General features: G+C 63.9%; 14 protein-coding genes. 5 read left to right on the top strand and 9 right to left on the bottom strand.

Going from position 1 to position 15,135, the window contains the following annotated elements; translation table 11 throughout:
* Positions 1 to 215 precede the first annotated feature (215 nt).
* The 3 genes from ACZ899_RS21080 (at position 216) to ACZ899_RS21070 (ending at position 4,372) form a co-directional block, all read left to right on the top strand.
* Positions 216 to 2,909 carry a putative bifunctional diguanylate cyclase/phosphodiesterase gene (locus ACZ899_RS21080; protein WP_234562816.1) on the top strand — a complete coding sequence of 898 codons (2,694 nt, stop codon included), beginning with the start codon at positions 216 to 218 and terminating at the stop codon, positions 2,907 to 2,909.
* Positions 2,910 to 3,088: 179 nt separating this feature from the next.
* The gene (gene msrA / locus ACZ899_RS21075; RefSeq protein ID WP_203649778.1) at positions 3,089 to 3,757 is read left to right on the top strand and encodes a peptide-methionine (S)-S-oxide reductase MsrA; all 669 of its coding nucleotides are present in this window, start codon (positions 3,089 to 3,091) and stop codon (positions 3,755 to 3,757) included.
* 3 nt (positions 3,758 to 3,760) lie between these two features.
* Positions 3,761 to 4,372 (top strand): glutathione S-transferase, encoded by a 612-nt coding sequence (locus ACZ899_RS21070; RefSeq protein WP_234562815.1) that lies wholly within the window; start codon positions 3,761 to 3,763, stop codon positions 4,370 to 4,372.
* A 150-nt stretch (positions 4,373 to 4,522) separates the two neighbouring features.
* Here the strand turns inward: ACZ899_RS21070 and creD are convergent, their stop codons facing one another.
* The 4 genes from creD to rloA2 all read right to left on the bottom strand — a co-directional run bounded on the left by creD (position 4,523) and on the right by rloA2 (position 8,838).
* A complete protein-coding gene (creD, locus tag ACZ899_RS21065) occupies positions 4,523 to 5,851 on the bottom strand; it encodes a cell envelope integrity protein CreD (protein WP_234562814.1) in 1,329 nt (442 codons plus the stop codon).
* 196 nt (positions 5,852 to 6,047) lie between these two features.
* Positions 6,048 to 7,481: a two-component system sensor histidine kinase CreC gene (gene creC, locus ACZ899_RS21060; protein WP_203649771.1), complete on the bottom strand. Its 1,434-nt coding sequence runs from the start codon at positions 7,479 to 7,481 to the stop codon at positions 6,048 to 6,050.
* Positions 7,481 to 8,161 carry a two-component system response regulator CreB gene (gene creB, locus ACZ899_RS21055; protein ID WP_234562813.1) on the bottom strand — a complete coding sequence of 227 codons (681 nt, stop codon included), beginning with the start codon at positions 8,159 to 8,161 and terminating at the stop codon, positions 7,481 to 7,483. Before creB ends, creC begins: the two co-directional genes overlap by 1 nt.
* Positions 8,162 to 8,337: 176 nt before the next feature.
* Positions 8,338 to 8,838 carry a retropepsin-like aspartic peptidase RloA2 gene (gene rloA2 / locus ACZ899_RS21050; RefSeq protein ID WP_203649768.1) on the bottom strand — a complete coding sequence of 167 codons (501 nt, stop codon included), beginning with the start codon at positions 8,836 to 8,838 and terminating at the stop codon, positions 8,338 to 8,340.
* A gap of 183 nt (positions 8,839 to 9,021) precedes the next feature.
* Between rloA2 and ACZ899_RS21045 the strand changes: the two genes are divergently transcribed.
* A complete protein-coding gene (locus ACZ899_RS21045) occupies positions 9,022 to 9,909 on the top strand; it encodes an acyltransferase (RefSeq protein ID WP_186712626.1) in 888 nt (295 codons plus the stop codon).
* Between the two features lie 187 nt (positions 9,910 to 10,096).
* Here ACZ899_RS21045 and ACZ899_RS21040 read toward each other — a convergent pair whose 3' ends face one another.
* Both ACZ899_RS21040 and ACZ899_RS21035 read right to left on the bottom strand, forming a co-directional pair.
* Entirely contained in the window at positions 10,097 to 10,669 is a 573-nt protein-coding gene (locus ACZ899_RS21040) for a DUF2780 domain-containing protein (protein ID WP_232855034.1), read from the bottom strand.
* A 172-nt stretch (positions 10,670 to 10,841) separates the two neighbouring features.
* On the bottom strand, positions 10,842 to 10,994 hold the full coding sequence (locus ACZ899_RS21035; protein WP_234560650.1) for a hypothetical protein: 153 nt from the start codon (positions 10,992 to 10,994) through the stop codon (positions 10,842 to 10,844).
* 173 nt (positions 10,995 to 11,167) lie between these two features.
* Between ACZ899_RS21035 and ACZ899_RS21030 the strand changes: the two genes are divergently transcribed.
* Positions 11,168 to 11,953 carry an RHS repeat-associated core domain-containing protein gene (locus ACZ899_RS21030; protein WP_234560649.1) on the top strand — a complete coding sequence of 262 codons (786 nt, stop codon included), beginning with the start codon at positions 11,168 to 11,170 and terminating at the stop codon, positions 11,951 to 11,953.
* Between the two features lie 60 nt (positions 11,954 to 12,013).
* On the opposite strand, the gene fdhA is transcribed toward ACZ899_RS21030, so the two are convergent.
* From fdhA to ACZ899_RS21015, 3 genes are all read right to left on the bottom strand, one after another.
* Complete coding sequence (gene fdhA, locus ACZ899_RS21025) at positions 12,014 to 13,213, bottom strand: formaldehyde dehydrogenase, glutathione-independent (RefSeq protein WP_234560648.1); 1,200 nt, start codon at positions 13,211 to 13,213, stop codon at positions 12,014 to 12,016.
* 294 nt (positions 13,214 to 13,507) lie between these two features.
* Positions 13,508 to 14,365: a formyltetrahydrofolate deformylase gene (gene purU / locus ACZ899_RS21020; protein ID WP_234560647.1), complete on the bottom strand. Its 858-nt coding sequence runs from the start codon at positions 14,363 to 14,365 to the stop codon at positions 13,508 to 13,510.
* 12 nt (positions 14,366 to 14,377) lie between these two features.
* Entirely contained in the window at positions 14,378 to 15,010 is a 633-nt protein-coding gene (locus ACZ899_RS21015; RefSeq protein ID WP_234560646.1) for a sarcosine oxidase subunit gamma, read from the bottom strand.
* Positions 15,011 to 15,135: the final 125 nt, after the last annotated feature.

Below are 15,135 nucleotides of genomic sequence, written 5' to 3'. Positions count from 1 at the left end.
ATTGCTGGGAGGGCTTTGCCTCCTTTTCGCGGCGCAAGGCCGCTTCTACAGGGGGATGCGATCGTCTGCCGCCCGCCGGTCCTACAGATTCTGCAAGAACAGCCGACAACCTGTTCACAGCATCCCCCATGGCCGCTTGCCAGCCCACGGGACATGATGCAACCTTGCCCGATGCGCCGTGCTCCAGGCCGCGCCCCAGTTCAAGCGAGTCTTCGATGAAAAGCCAACCCGATGCCGCCAGCCGTGTGGCGGCCGAGGTCGTGACGCAGCTTCCCGTGCCCTCGCGGCTCGGCATGCTGCGTTTCGAGCGGCTGAACGAAGCCAGCTGGGCCATGCTCTACCTCGACCCGGCCTGCGACCGCCAGTTCGGCCTGCCCGCCGCCGAGCTCTGCGCCCTGATCGGCTCGCCCTATGCCAGCCTCATGGAGCCGGAAGCACGCTACAAGCTGCACGACGAGATCCAGCTGCAGCTGGCCCAGCGCGGCTACTACCGGGTGCGCTACACCCTGCACGCCTGCCCGGCGCCACTGCGCCTGCTGGAGGTCGGGGAGAGCTACAAGCAGCACAATCGCCAATTGCTGCGCGGCTACCTGACGGTGTTCGACGACCACCGCCAGGACACCCCGGACCTCGACGCCAACGACCTGGAGTCGCGCAACAACCGCCTGCAACTGGCCCTGCAACTGAACCAGCGCGCCCAGCAGGAGCAGCTCGAACACCTGGAGCGGGTGCGCGCCCAGCAGGACCTGATCCTGCGCCTGGCCCGCCAGCGCTACAGCATCGGCAACTCGCTGCTCGAAGCCGCCGAGCTGATCACCCGCAGCGCCTGCGAGATCTACAAGGTCGACTGCGCCAGCATCTGGTACCTGAACGACCAGCGCCTTGAGCCGATCAGCGCCTGGTACAGCCGCGACCAACAGCACCGCATGCCCGAGGCGATCGACGCTAGCCGCTTCCCGGACTACCTGGAAGCCCTGCACGCCAGCCGCGCCATCGACGCCCACAACGCCAGCCACGACCCGCGCACCCGCGAGATGGCCGAATCGCTGTACAGCACCGACGACAACGCCATGCTCGATGCCAGTATCCGCATCGACGGCCAGGTGGTCGGCGTGCTGTGCCTGGAGCAGACCGGCCAGCCACGGGCCTGGCAGTCGGACGAGATCGCCTTCGCCGGCGAGCTGGCCGACCAGTTCGCCCAGGTCATCAACAACCACAACCGGCGCACCGCCGCCAGCGCCCTGCACCTGTTCCAGCGCGCCGTGGAACAGAGCGCCAGCGCCTTCCTGCTGGTCAACCGCGACGGCGTGGTGGAATACGTCAACCCCAGCTTCACCGCGATCACCCAGTACAGCACCGAAGAGGTCCAGGGCCATCACCTGGCCGAACTGCCGGCGCTGGAAAACCTGAGCGAGCTGCTGTTCGACTCGCCGTCGAGCCTGGCCATGGGCAACAGCTGGCAGGGCGAGTTCAAGAGCCGGCGCAAGAACCTCGAACCGTACTGGGGTCAGCTGTCGATCTCCAAGGTGTACGGCGACAACCGCGAGCTGACCCACTACATCGGCATCTACGAGGATGTCACCCAGACCAAGCTGGCCCAGCAGCGCATCGAGCGCCTGGCCTACACCGACAACCTGACCAACCTGGGCAACCGCCCGGCGTTCATCCGCAACCTCGACGAGCGCTTCGCCCGCGACAGCGCCAGCCCCATCTGCCTGCTGCTGGTGGACATCGACAACTTCAAGCGGATCAACGACAGCCTCGGCCACCAGACCGGCGACAAGCTTTTGATCAGCCTGGCCCGGCGCCTGCGCAACAGCCTGGCCAACGGCGGCAGCCTGGCGCGCTTCGCCAGCAACGAGTTCGCCGTGCTGCTCGACGACACCAGCCTGGAAGATGGCCAGGGTGTCGCCCACCAGCTGCTGCGTACCCTCGACAAACCAATGTTCGTCGACAACCAGCTGATCAACGTCACCGCCTCCGTGGGCCTGGCCTGCGCGCCGCTGCACGGCAGCGACCCGGCCACGCTGATGAAGAACGCCGGCCTGGCCCTGCACAAGGCCAAGGCCAACGGCAAGCACCAGGTCCAGGTGTTCACCGAAGTGCTCAACGCCGAGGCCAGCTACAAGCTGTTCGTCGAGAACAACCTGCGCCGCGCCCTGACCCAGAACGAACTGGAAGTGTTCTACCAGCCCAAGTTGTGCCTGCGCAGCGGCCGCCTGCTTGGCCTTGAGGCGCTGCTGCGCTGGAACCACCCCGAGCGCGGCATGATCCGCCCCGACCAGTTCATCAGCGTGGCCGAGGAAACCGGCCTGATCATCCCCATCGGCAAGTGGGTGGTGCGCCAGTCCTGCCGCATGAGCCAGCAACTGCGCGAGGCCGGCTTCGGCAACCTGCACGTGGCCATCAACCTGTCGCCCAAGCAGTTCTCCGACCCCGAGCTGGTCAGCTCGATCGGCAGCATCCTCAAGGAGGAAGCCCTGCCGCCGCACCTGCTGGAGCTGGAACTGACCGAAGGCCTGCTGCTGGAAGCCACCGAGGACACCCACCGTCAGCTCGACGAGCTCAAGGCCCTGGGCCTGACCCTGGCCATGGACGACTTTGGCACCGGCTACTCGTCGCTGAGCTACCTGAAGAAGTTCCCGATCGACATCATCAAGATCGACCGCAGCTTCATCAACGAGATCCCCGACAACCAGGACGACATGGAGATCACCTCGGCGGTGGTGGCCATGGCCCACAACCTCAAGCTCAAGGTGGTCGCCGAAGGGATCGAGACCCCCGAGCAGCTGGCGTTCCTGCGCCGACACCGCTGCGACGTCGGCCAGGGCTACCTGTTCGACCGGCCGATTCCGGGGCGCGAGCTGAACGAGAAACTGCGCCGCTATCCTCGTGGTCCGGTGGACTGACAGCGGCGTAAAGCTCGGGCACTATAGACATCACTAGCCTGCCGGGGCTGCTTTGCAGCCCTTTCGCGGCACAAGGCCGCTCCTACAGGGATCATGCGTCCCCCTGTAGGAGCGGCCTTGTGCCGCGAAAGGGCCGCAAAGCGGCCCCAGGTTGTTGAATATCAAATAGAGGAACGGCCATGACCCTGCGTTCGGAAATCCTGGTGAACAAAAACGTCCTGCCCACCGCGGAACAGGCCCTGCCTGGCCGCGAAACCCCGATGACCCTGCCCGAGTTCCACTACGTGTTCGAAGGCACCCCGCTGCTCGGCCCGTTCTTCGAAGGCGACATCGATTTCGCCATCTTCGGCCTGGGCTGCTTCTGGGGCGCCGAGCGCCGGTTCTGGCAGCGCGAAGGCGTGGTCAGCACCGTGGTCGGCTACGCCGGCGGTTTCACCCCCAACCCCACCTACGAGGAAGTCTGCTCGGGCCTGACCGGCCACACCGAGGTGGTGCTGGTGGTGTTCGACAAGAACCGGGTCAGCTACCGCGAGCTGCTGACGATGTTCTGGGAGCTGCACAACCCGACCCAGGGCATGCGCCAGGGCAATGATGTCGGCACCCAGTACCGCTCGGCGATCTACTGCACCTCGCCGCAGCAACTGGATGAAGCCAACGCGAGCAAGGCCGCCTTCCAGGCCGAGCTGGGCAAGGCCGGCTTCGGCGAGATCACCACCGAGATCGCCCAGGCGCCGACCGTGTACTTCGCCGAGGCCTACCACCAGCAGTACCTGGCCAAGAACCCGGAAGGCTACTGCGGTATCGGCGGCACCGGCGTGTGCCTGCCACCCAGCCTGCAGGGCAACTGAGCCATGATCCTGTTCCATTCGCCGCTGTCGCCGTTCGTGCGCAAGGTGATGATCGTGCTGCACGAGACCGGCCAGCTGGACCGGGTCACCGTGCAGGGCGTGAACATCAGCCCGGTGAACAGCGACGCGCAGCTCAACCAGGGCAACCCGATCGGCAAGATCCCGGCCCTGCGCCTGGACGACGGCAGCGTGCTGCACGACAGCCGGGTGATCTGTGAGTACCTCGACAGCCAGCACGTCGGCCTGCCGCTGATCCCCCGCGAAGGCTCGGCACGCTGGCGGCGCCTGACCCTGGCCTCCCAGGCCGATGCGATCATGGACGCGGCGGTGGCTACCCGCTACGAAACCTTCCTGCGCCCGGCGGACAACCAGTGGGACGGTTGGGTGCAGGCGCAGGGCGAGAAGATCCGCCGCAGCCTGACGAGCCTGGAGCGCGAGCACCTGGCAGAGATCGCCTCGGGGTTCGATATCGCCGCGATCGGGGTGGCCTGTGCGTTGGGGTACCTAGACCTGCGCCAGCCTGAGTTCGATTGGCGTGGGCTGTATCCGGGGCTAGCGGCGTGGTATGCCGAGGTGAGCCAGCGAGAGTCGATGCTGGCTACTGTACCGATCTGACCGAGCCCTATCGCGGGGCAAGCCCGCTCCCACGCCAGAACCTGGGTCAGCGTGGGAGCGGGCTTGCCCCGCGATTGCCTCACCTCGGTATCACAGGAAATAGCTGGCCAATCCTCACGGCCAACCACCGCCCGATCTCTCTATCCTCCCTCATACCCCCCTCCCCACCCGCGACCAGTCCAGCCGCCGGGTCAGCACCATGAACACGCCCAGCAGGCCAAAGCACAGCAGCGAGCCCATCAGCAACGCGTAATCCTCGGCGCTAAGCAGCCCGTAGAGCATCGCGTACAACGCCGCCAGCCCCGCCGCAAAGCCAATCCCACGCCCCAGGCTGCGCAGCACATGAACCAGGTAGAAGCCGATCAGCAGCACACACCCTGACGCCGACAGCCCATAGGCCAGGCCGAACCCCAGGTGCTCGGACAACGACAGCAACAGCAGGTAGAAGAACGCCAGGGCCACGCCCACCAGGATGTACTGCACCGGGTGCACGCTGAGGTTCTTGAGCACCTCGAACAGGAAGAAGCCGGCAAAGGTCAGGGCGATGAACAGCAGCGCATACTTGATTGCCCGTTCGCTCTTGAGGTACTGGTCCACCGGGTCGACGAAGCTCACGCCAAAAGCACGCTCGTTGAACTCGCCACACTTGCCGACGGTTGCGCAAAGGCGCATGGACTCTTCCAGGTTGGTGGCGAAGAACGAGGTCTGCCAGTGGGCGCTGAAGCCCTTCTCGTCGATCGCCCGGCGGCTGGGCAGGTAGCTGCCGACGAAGCTTGGGTGCGGCCAGTTGGCGCGCATGTCCACCGTGGTGCTGCGACCGACCGGCAGCACCGCCAGCTGGCCGGTGCCCAGCAGGGCCAGGTCGAAGGCGTAGTCGAACTCGCGGGCCTTCTGGTCGCTCAATTGCGGCAGGGCCACATGTACGCCACCGGGCAGCCAGTCGACACCGCTGCCGGCCTCGAACGGCAGGCGCTGGTCATCCAAGGTCAGCTCCAGGCTGTTCTCGATGCCGCGAATATCACTGATGCCAACCATCAGGAACGGCTTGTCGAAGCGGTAGTCGTCGTAGTCCTTCTCGATACCCCAACGCTCAGGCAGCTTGAAGCGACCACTGATCTGGCTTTTGGCATGGAACAGCCGCGCCTGGTAGATGCCGCGGGCGCGCAGCTCGGTATCGACGCCCACATCCATCGCGAAGGTTTCCGGCAGGAAGTAAAGATTGCCGTGCATCGTGGTGGTCTCCTGGACGCTCGTGCCGTCCTTGTCGATCCAGCGCCGCTCGTACTTGCGATAGGGCACCACCAGCACCGGGCCGCTGACCAGCTGGTCGAAGCTGGAGCTCGCGGCGATCTCGCCGAGCACGTTGTTGCGCAGTTGCTGACGTTCGTCGATCAGGCCGCCGATCATCAGCAGGGGAATCAGCAGCAGCAGGATCAGCACGGCGATCAGGCCGAGCTTGAAACCTAGGGACTTGTTCATGGGGTTGGGCTCCGTTTGCGATGGGGGCAGTGTCTGCCCGCCGCGTGGAGCCCTTGGGGAGGGAATGTGGAGATTGTGTGGAGATGGCTTGGACAGCAACACTGCGTGGGAGCGGGCTTGCCCCGCGATGAGGCCCGATCAGGCAGTGATGTTGCCTGGGCTGGCCACTTCGCGGGGCAAGCCCGCTCCCACAGGGTCAGCTATAACGTCGGGCCGGCAGCCAGAGTCGTACCCGCACCCCACCCTCGACGTTGTCTACCGCCAGCGCCCCGCCATGCAGCTGCATCACCTCGGCCACGAAGTTCAGCCCCAGCCCGGTGCTCTTGCGCCCGGTCCCAGGCCTTGGCAGCGAATAGAACCGCTCGCTGACCCGCCCCAGAGCGTACTCGGGGATTGCCTGCCCCTGATTGAACAGGCTCAGCGCCACCCGCTCGCCGTCACGCTCCAGTTCGAAGGCCAGCGCGCCTCGCTCGGGGGTGAAGTCCAGCGCGTTGTCCAGCAGGTTGGCCAACGCCTGGCGCATCAGGAACGGATCGCACAGCAGCCAGACGCCCGCCGGAATGCGCTGGCGCACCTGCAGGCCGGCGCTGTCGATCCGTGCGCCATGGGCTAGCAGCAGCTCGTCGATCAGCGCCGCCACCGCCACCTGCTGTTCATCTTCCAGTGCCTGCATCTGTTCGACCCGCGCCAGGTTGAGCAGTCGCTCGATCATCTGCTGCAGGCGCTCGCTCTCGCGCTCGATATTGCCGGCAAAGCGCGCCCGCTGCTCCTGCGGCATGTCGCCCTGCAGCAGCTCCGAGGCGCCGCGGATCGCCGCCAGCGGGCTCTTGAGCTCATGGGTGAGCGTGTGCACGTAGCGCTCGACATAGGCCTTGCCCTCCAGCTGGGTGCGCATGCGCTCCACCGCCGTGGCCAGTTGCAGCAATTCGCCGCCCTTGTAGTGCGGCAACGCGGCGCGCTCTCCCTCGCTGACCGCCTGGGCGTAATGGGTAAGCCTACGCAGCGAGCGGGTCAGCCACCACGACAGCGCCGCGCCCACCAACAGCCCCAGCACGATCAGCCCCAGGCCGAGGAACAGCAGCCGACGTTCGGAGCGGTCGATGTACGGCTGCAACGAGCTGTTGGGCTTGGCTACGGTAACCACGCCGATGATTCGGCCGCCGTCGAGGATCGGCGCCGCCACATGCATCACCGAAGTGCTTTCGTCGTCCGGGTCGCTGCGGGTCGAGCGGGCGCCGTACTGGCCACGCAGGGTCAGGTAGACATCGTTCCAACGCGAGTAGTCCTTGCCCAGGTCCTGGCCGCTGGAGTCGAGCAGGACGATGCCCTTGGCGTCGGTCACGTAGATACGGTGGCTGACCTGGTTCTTCGCCAGCCCCCAGATCTGCGCGCTCGGACGCCGCTCGCCATACGAAGCAAGCACCTGCGACAGGCGGCTCTGGGTCAGGGTGCCGTTCTTCACATCGTCGTGAAGGATCTCGGCCAGCAGGTTGGCTGTGTCCACCAGGGTTTCTTCCGAGGATTGCCGTACCACCGGGCGGATCTGCTCGCGCACCGTGTTGAGCAGGAAGTAGCCCGCCAGGCCGACGAACAGGAAGTACACCAGGAAGATCCGGATCCCCAAGCGCATCAGGCGTGTTCCGGGCTGTAGCTGTAGCCCAGGCCGCGGTGGGTCTGGATCGCCTCGGCGTCGGGCGCGACCTGGCGCAGCTTGGCGCGCAGGCTCTTGATATGACTGTCGATGGTGCGTTCGTAGCCGACGTCCGAGGCCACGCCAAGGCCGTCGAGCAGCTGTTCGCGGCTGAATACCCGGCGAGGTTGCGCAAGCAGGCTCTGCAGCAGGCGGAACTCGTGGCGGGTCAGCGTCAGCGCCTGGCCCCGGTAGCTGATGCGCATGGCCAGGGTGTCGAGCTGGAACGGCGCGCTTTCGCTGGCCACCTCCACCCTGGGCGCCATGCGTTTGAGGATCGCCCGCACCCGCGCGGCCACCTCACGGGGGCTGAAGGGCTTGACCACATAGTCGTCGGCGCCGATCTCCAGGCCCAGCACCCGGTCGATCTCGGCGTCGCGGGCGCTGAGGAACATCACCGGCACCTCGCTGAAGCGGCGCAGCTGGCGGCAGGTCTCGAAGCCGCTGATGTCGGGCAGGCCGATATCGAGGATCACCAGGTCGGCCGGGCGCAGGCGCTGCTGCTCGACAGCGGCGCTGCCGAGGGTCACCCACTCGGTGCTGTGGCCGTCGGCCTGCAGGGCGTAGACCAGGGTGTCGGCGATGGCGGATTCGTCTTCGACGATGAGGATGTGAGGCATGGCGTCCGGCCTTGCTGGGGCAAAGGCTGGACTTTGAGGCAAACCGCGATGGTCACGCAATCCTTGTTGCCTTTACGGGCCCTTTCGCGGCACAAGGCCGCTCCTACAGGGAAACGCGAATACCTGTAGGAGCGGCCTTGCGCCGCGAAAGGGGCCTTGCGCCCCCAAATGCGAAATCAGCAGTCCGGTTTGCCCGCCGTGAACTTCTTCGCCGGGTTCACCGCCGCCTTGAACTCGCGCAGGGCCTTGGCGCCCACCAGCAGCGGGTAGTTGAAACTGCTGCGGTCGACCAGGTTGACCTCCACGGTGCGCTTCACGTCGCCCAGGCACAGTTCCAGGTCGACCACCGGGCGGCGTGACAGCTCGGGGGCATCGCCTTCTTCTTCCTCGTCGGCGCGGTTCTTGATCTTGCTGATGCGCGCCAGCTTGTGTTCGTAGACCTTGCCATTGGCATTCTTGGTGGCCAGGCGGAAACGCACCCAGTCCTCACCGTCGCGGGTGAACAGCTCGATATCCTTGGCCGATAGCGACGCGGTGTAGGCGCCGGTGTCCATCTTGGCCTTGAGGGTTTCACCGATCTCCGGCAGGGCGATGTTCTCGTAGCGACCGTACAGGGTGGGCTCGGCGGCCATCACCGGCAGCGCCAGAAGGGACAGCAGGGCAAGCAGGGGTTTCACGGGGCAGGCTTCCTTGAGAGGGGTCAGTGCTTAGACTGCGCAGGCAGGATAGGTTCGCTGGCAAAGGTTAAACAACACAATGTGAAACATTTGTCCCAGTTAATGGACGTACGACGTTTGGCGTAGGCCACTGCCCTGCTTATCATTAGCCACCGTTTACCTCACACCAACAAGAGTCTCCTTATGCGTCGCCTGCTGACCGGCACCCTCACCCTTACCCTGCTGCTGCTCAACACCCTGGTGATGATCGGCCCGTTGCTGGTCTTCGCCCTGCTCAAGCTGGTACTCCCAGGCCGTGGCCGCGACTACGCGTCGGCCGCGGTGATGTGGATCGCCGAGACCTGGTCGGAAGTCGACAAGGCCATCTTCGCCCTGTGCATCCCCACCCAGTGGGACATCCGCGGCGTCGATACCCTGCGCCAGGACACTTCGTACCTGTGCGTGAGCAACCACCAGACCTGGGTCGATATCCCGGCGCTGATCGAGAGCCTCAACCGCCGCGTGCCGTTCTTCAAGTTCTTCCTCAAGAAGGAGCTGATCTGGGTGCCGCTGCTGGGCCTGGCCTGGTGGGGCCTGGATTACCCGTTCATGAAGCGCTACAGCAAGGCCTTCCTCGACAAGCATCCTGAACTCAAGGGCAAGGACCTGGAGATCACCAAGGCCGCCTGCGAGCTGTTCAAGCGCCAGCCGGTGACCGTGGTCAACTACCTCGAAGGCACCCGCTTCACCGAAGCCAAGCGCCAACAGCAGCAGTCGCCCTACCGCCACCTGCTCAAGCCCAAGGCCGGCGGCGTGGCCTTCGTCCTGGCGGCGCTGGGCGAGCAGCTGGATGCGCTGCTCGACGTGACCATCGTCTACCCGGGCGACAAGGCACCGGGGTTCTGGGACCTGCTCAACGGCAGCATCAGCCGGGTGATCATCGACATCCGCGTGCGCGAGCTGGATCCGGCGCTGAGCGAAGGCGACTACGAGAACGACCCGGCCTTCCGCCAGACGGTGCAGGCCTGGGTAAACCAGCTGTGGCTGGAGAAGGACCAGCGGATCGAGCAACTGCGCGCCGAAATGCGCTGAAGCCAATGGCCTAATCGCGGGCAAGCCCGCGCCTACAGGATTTCGCGGTCCCTTGTAGGAGCGGCCTTGTGTCGCGAAAGGGCCGCACAGCGGCCCCAGGGTTTCAGCGTTAACACATCAATCGCCGGGGCCGCTTCGCGGCCCTTTCGCGACACAAGGCCGCTCCTACCCTGCCCGCGTCTGGCGCTCAGACCGATGGCTGGCTCAACGGCGCAGGGCTATTCCACAGGCTCCCCAGGTTCTGCAGCAACGACCCGGCAATCCCCTGCTGCCCCAGGTACTGCAGGATCAACGGCGCGAACTGCCCGATCATCCCGGTATCCATGCCCAGCGCCTTGAAGGCGGTGTCCAGGTCGTTGCGGTTCTGCACCTCACCGCCCAGCGCATTGCCCAACGCCGAGCTGTTCTGGTCATTGCCGAGCAACTGCCCCAGCCCGCTCAACCCACCCAGCGCATTGGTGCCCGATAGAAGATCCAACCCCGGCACGGCCTTGGTCAGTTGCCCATAGTCGTCGCCGCTGAGGTTGTTGCGCGCCAGCCCCAGCATCGCCCCGGCGCCACCGATGGCCTGCTCGGGGGTGATCTTCAATTCGCTGCCCAACGTATTGAGCAGATTGGCCTGGCCGGCCGGGGCCTGCACCTGGCCCTGTTGATTCTGGTTCTGCATGGCCGAGACGGCATTGGCCGCGTCGCTGAGGTTGAAGGCGAACACCGGGCTTGCGGCCAGGGTCATCAGGGTTGCCAGGGTGAATGCTTTCATCGGGGGACCTCGTCGGCCGGAATGGCCGGGAAACGAGGGGTTGGACTGGAGTGCCAAGGGTTTGTTCCGGGCCGGCCATCGGTGTTCATTGCAAAAGCCTTATCGCGGGGCAAGCCCGCTCCCACGCAGCGCTGGGTCATTCGTGGGAACGGACTTGCCCCGCGATGGACATTTACTGGCCGGCTCTGTTTTCCACCGCACTGGCCAACGCATCCGCCTGCCCCCAGGCGATCTGCATGGCCCTCAGCCCAAGCTTGAGCAACTGCCGCGTCTCCTCGTCCTCGATCCGATCCAGCGCCCGGTGGCTGTCGCTGAAGGCGAACATCAGGTAGTGGGAGACACAAGTTGCGTACGATATTTCCTCACAACTCGGCAGCCAACAAGAATCATCCGCAATTTTAGTAGAAACATTCCTTGCACCTATCAATTTTGCCAGTTGTCAACCCCGCCATCGAGTCCCACTCTCATCTACTCAGAGCTGCTAACCGGAGCGAAGTCATGACTTTAAATAGTGAAGTCCTCTCAGAGGCCCTCCTTATTGCAGTAGACCCACAAGGGTCCGTTATTCACCACCGAGGAAACCTTTTCACATATACACCCTACGGAGCCGACCAAAAAAAAAGCACAGAATCTTCATATGTTGCCTACACTGGTCTTTCGCGCATGTTTTTTGGGGGCTACCTACCAGGAAGCTATCGTCGCTATGATCCACTTATAATGAGGTTTACCTCACCAGACAGTTTCAGTCCTTTCGATGAGGGTGGTCTAAACTCTTACTGCTATGCTGGTAATGACCCAATAAACAACATAGACCTAAGCGGTCACACGCTAACCAAATGGGTGAAAAACATATTTGGCAGAAAAGCAAGAAAAGTACGCAACTTACAACCAGCAAAAGCTGCCACAGTTGAAGTCAACACATTGTTGGCCAGCGGGCTATTCGGCACAAGCTATTCGAAAGACCTCCCGCGCCTAGACACGAGCCCCAAAAATATCATAAAAATCGCAGAGCGCATAGATACCAAAGAAATAAAAAGGCAACTTGAAATAACCAATGCTGTCAGCGAGAAAAATTTAAATTTTGCCGAAAGACATGGATTCAATGTCAAACCAGACGAAAGACTTATGAAATCATTCGAAGAATTCATGCGGACAGCTTACACTTTAAGAGATCCAGGACGCATCACCACAAACAGCCTCACGCAAAACAGCAGAGACAACTACAACACAAAAGTCAGCAAAATTTTCGGCCTGCATAATAACTCTAACAAATTTGATGATTGACCAGTGGCAAGACACGAGGCATAAAGCCCATCTAGTAGGGGCTTTATGCCGAACGCGATATCAAGCCGCGCTGAAAGTCCCATGCGGATCAATCACAAACTTCTTCGGCACCCCCGCATCAAACTCGCCATACCCCTCCGGCGCCTGATCCAGGCTGATCACCTGCACCCCCACCACCTCAGCGATATTGATGCGATCCCACATGATCGCCTGCATCAACTGGCGGTTGTACTTCATGGTCGGGGTCTGCCCGGTGTGGAAGCTGTGCGACTTGGCCCAACCCAGGCCGAAGCGGATGCTCAGGGCACCGATCTTGGCGGCGGCATCCACCGCGCCCGGATCTTCGGTCACGTACAGGCCCGGAATGCCGATCTTGCCGGCCACGCGGGTCACCTGCATCAGCGAGTTGAGCACGGTGGCCGGGGCTTCGTGCTTGGCGCCTTCATGACCATGACCACGGGCCTCGAAGCCGACGGCATCGACGGCGCAGTCCACTTCCGGCTCACCGAGGATATCGATGATCTGTTCGTGCAGCGGGGTGTCCTTGGACAGGTCGACCACTTCGAAACCTTGCGACTTGGCGTGAGCCAGCCGGGCCGGGTTGAGGTCGCCGACGATCACGCAGGCGGCGCCCAGCAGGCGGGCGGAAGCGGCGGCGGCCAGACCGACCGGGCCGGCACCCGCCACGTACACGGTGCTGCCCGGGCCAACACCCGCGGTGACGGCGCCGTGGTAACCGGTGGGGAGGATGTCGGACAGGCAGGTCAGGTCGCGGATCTTCTCCATGGCCTTGTCGCGGTCCGGCAGTTTCAGCAGGTTGAAGTCGGCGTAGGGCACCAGCACGTATTCGGCCTGGCCGCCAGTCCAGTCGCCCATGTCTACATAGCCGTAGGCGCCACCGGCGCGGGCCGGGTTGACGGTGAGGCAGACGCCGGTGTGCATCTCCTTGCACGAGCGGCAGCGGCCGCAGGCGACGTTGAAGGGTACCGACACCAGATCGCCGATTTTCAGGCGTTCGACGTCACGGCCCATTTCGACGATTTCACCAGTGATTTCATGGCCCAGGACCAGGCCGACCTGGGCGGTGGTGCGGCCGCGGACCATGTGCTGGTCGGAGCCGCAGATGTTGGTGGAGACCACCTTGAGGATGACGCCGTGCTCGATCTTCTTGCCGCGCGGGTCCTGCATCTTGGGGTAGTCGATCTTCTGCACCTCGACCTTGCCCGCGCCGAGATACACCACTCCACGGTTACCAGACATGCTTCTTACCTCGCTTGATTTGTATTTATGCAGCGGTGGTGGAAAGCGCCGCCTTTCCGTGGGCGGCCTGTGTTACTGGAATGAGGGGAATTGTGGGCTGGATGGGCGGTGGGGCGGTGACTGGATGCGACAGGCAGATGCCTGATCACGGCAGGCCAAAAGCCGGGGCCGCTTTGCGGCCCTTTCGCGACGCAAGGCCGCTCCTACAGGGGACCGCGTCAGCCAGGGCATACGCGGACTTTGTAGGAGCGGCCTCGTGTCGCGAAAGGGCTGCGCAGCAGCCCCGGCACTCGATCAAAGAACGACAGTTCGATTGGCGTTGAGGAACACCCGCCGCTCGATGTGATAACCAACAGCCCGCGCCAGGGTCAGGCACTCGATATCACGCCCCTTGGCAATCAGGTCCTCGGGATAATGCGCATGGTCCACCACCTCGACGCCCTGGGCGATGATCGGCCCTTCGTCCAGGTCGTTGTTGATGTAGTGCGCCGTGGCGCCAACCATCTTCACGCCCTTGTTGTAGGCCTGGTGATACGGCTTGGCGCCCTTGAACCCGGGCAGCAACGAGTGGTGGATATTGATCGCCCAGCCATCCAGCCGCCGGCACAGCTCCGGCGACAGCACCTGCATATAGCGGGCAAGAATGACCAGCTCGGCGCCGCTCTCCTCGATCACCTGCAGCACCTTGCGCTCCTGCGCCGGCTTGTCGTTCGGGTCGAGGGCGAAATGGTAGTAGGGAATCTTGTGCCAGTGCGCCAAGGGTTCGAGGTCGGGGTGGTTGGACACCACCGCGACCACGTCCATGGCCAGCTGGCCGATGCGCTGGCGGTACAGCAAGTCGTTCAGGCAGTGGTCGGCCTTGGACACCATGATCACCACCTTGGGGCGGTGATTCGGCGCGGTCAGCTCGAAGGCCATGCCGAACGCCTCGCTGCGCTCGGCCAGCCCCGCACGGAAGGCATCCTCGTCGAAACCGTCCGGGACGCGGAACTCCACGCGAATGAAGAACCGCCCCGATAGCCGGTCATCGAAGGAATGGTGCTCGGTGACGTAGCAGCGCTGCTCGTAGAGATGACGCGTCACCACATCGACCGTGCCGAGCATGCTCGGGCAGTCGGCAGTGAGAATCCAGGTGTCCGGTGCCCGACTCATGGGTAATGCTCCTTACGCTTCGATGGCCAGGCCGTATTCGGCCGACGCGTCCTGCAGCCACAGCCACCAGTAGTCGGCGAAGCTGCGGCGGATCACCAGCTCCCAGGTGTCCTCGGCGGTGCGGCGGATCACCAGTTGCGACTTGGCGAACACGGTGCCGACGGCCTTGCCCACCGGGAAGTTGTTCGGGTGTACATCATAGCTGGTGGATTTCATCAGCACGTCGCGCACGTTGGGGCCGCGCAGCTCGAGCAGGGTCTGCCCGCCGCTGACGTTGACCACCTGGATATGCTGGCCGTCGAGGGCGTCGCGCAGTTTCTGCTCGACGGCGAACTCCTGGCCGCCGGGGACGATCAGCAGCCACTCGTCCGGGCCCACCCATTGCAGCGACATCTCGTTGTTGGCGACCACGGTCAGGGCTACCGGCAGTTCCAGGCCCAGGGCCTTGTGCACGCCGCCGGCGAAGGCCTGGTCATGGCCGTTGCCACGGATAGTCAGGTGGCCGAGGAGTTTCTTTTCGCGCAGGGTCACGCCTGCGTTCTTGCGGCCCTTGCCGACCAGGCTGGCCAGGTCGGCGTGGTGCAGCGGCGACTGGGCCTTGGCATCGGAGCCCGGGTTTTGCTGGAAGACGTTGATAGCGCTCATTTCTTACCTGCCTTGAATTCTGTGGGTCAGAGCGACACCGAACCTGTGGGAGCGGGTTTACCCGCGAATGCGGCGGTACAGCCAACATCGCATTCGCGGGTGAACCCGCTCCCACAGGGCCCGGC

It is taken from the genome of Pseudomonas sp. TE31087 (assembly GCF_057284075.1).
This window is presented reverse-complemented; position numbering and strand designations above follow the sequence as displayed.

Coding starts and splice junctions, on each gene's coding strand:
- msrA (WP_203649778.1), top strand. CDS start 3,089: ATGACCCTGCGTTCGGAAATCCTGGTGAACAAAAACGTCCTGCCCACC.
- ACZ899_RS21030 (WP_234560649.1), top strand. CDS start 11,168: ATGACTTTAAATAGTGAAGTCCTCTCAGAGGCCCTCCTTATTGCAGTA.
- creC (WP_203649771.1), bottom strand. CDS start 7,481: ATGCGCTTGGGGATCCGGATCTTCCTGGTGTACTTCCTGTTCGTCGGC.
- ACZ899_RS21015 (WP_234560646.1), bottom strand. CDS start 15,010: ATGAGCGCTATCAACGTCTTCCAGCAAAACCCGGGCTCCGATGCCAAG.
- ACZ899_RS21045 (WP_186712626.1), top strand. CDS start 9,022: ATGCGTCGCCTGCTGACCGGCACCCTCACCCTTACCCTGCTGCTGCTC.
- fdhA (WP_234560648.1), bottom strand. CDS start 13,213: ATGTCTGGTAACCGTGGAGTGGTGTATCTCGGCGCGGGCAAGGTCGAG.
- creB (WP_234562813.1), bottom strand. CDS start 8,161: ATGCCTCACATCCTCATCGTCGAAGACGAATCCGCCATCGCCGACACC.
- ACZ899_RS21040 (WP_232855034.1), bottom strand. CDS start 10,669: ATGAAAGCATTCACCCTGGCAACCCTGATGACCCTGGCCGCAAGCCCG.
- ACZ899_RS21080 (WP_234562816.1), top strand. CDS start 216: ATGAAAAGCCAACCCGATGCCGCCAGCCGTGTGGCGGCCGAGGTCGTG.
- purU (WP_234560647.1), bottom strand. CDS start 14,365: ATGAGTCGGGCACCGGACACCTGGATTCTCACTGCCGACTGCCCGAGC.
- ACZ899_RS21070 (WP_234562815.1), top strand. CDS start 3,761: ATGATCCTGTTCCATTCGCCGCTGTCGCCGTTCGTGCGCAAGGTGATG.
- ACZ899_RS21035 (WP_234560650.1), bottom strand. CDS start 10,994: ATGTTCGCCTTCAGCGACAGCCACCGGGCGCTGGATCGGATCGAGGAC.
- creD (WP_234562814.1), bottom strand. CDS start 5,851: ATGAACAAGTCCCTAGGTTTCAAGCTCGGCCTGATCGCCGTGCTGATC.